At 55.3% G+C, this 519-nt stretch carries 1 protein-coding gene; it reads right to left on the bottom strand.

Annotated features, from left to right (window positions below; all coding sequences use genetic code 11):
* Positions 1–348 (bottom strand): hypothetical protein (locus QP381_RS08490; protein ID WP_285068490.1); only part of this gene is annotated, 348 nt, incomplete at its 3' end.
* Between the last annotated feature and the right edge of the window lie 171 nt (positions 349–519).

Below are 519 nucleotides of genomic sequence, written 5' to 3'. Positions count from 1 at the left end.
ATGCTCGATCGCTTGCGGGTCCATACCCTGCAACGATTTAATACGTGCGTCTAACAACTGCTGGTACCGTTCAACAAGCCGTTTAGCTTCATCACCGTTACCAGCCATAGCAGCTGTTAGTTCCTGGGTGGTAAGGTTCGCGTCTTTATTAGCCCTATTCACCCGGCTAATTGCCTCGAACATGCCATCCTGCTGGGCCTTATTAGCTACGAGCTTTTGCGCGCTACCATCGGCAGCCGCAGCCGCCTGATTCAACTCGTGCGCGAAGTCCGCAGTCTCTTTATTGGCCTTCTGCTGGTTCAAGTAGAAGGTGCCGATAACCCCAGCGAGGGCAGCGACAGCGCCCACAGCTAACCCTACAGGCCCGCCAAACGCGCCCATAATTGCGCCGCCAACGCTCTTAAGTGACCCACTAAGGCCACTAACGCTACCCTTGAAGGCCCCAGTAATACTCGTGAGCTTTCCTACCATGCCGCCGAAAGCATCAACCAGGCCCTGGGTATGGCCTCGCATTAAACC

It is taken from the genome of Pauljensenia sp. UMB6358 (assembly GCF_030216865.1).
Lineage (GTDB): Bacteria > Actinomycetota > Actinomycetes > Actinomycetales > Actinomycetaceae > Pauljensenia > Pauljensenia turicensis_A.
Note: the sequence above shows the minus strand (reverse complement) of the source record. Positions and strands in the feature narration are given on the sequence as shown.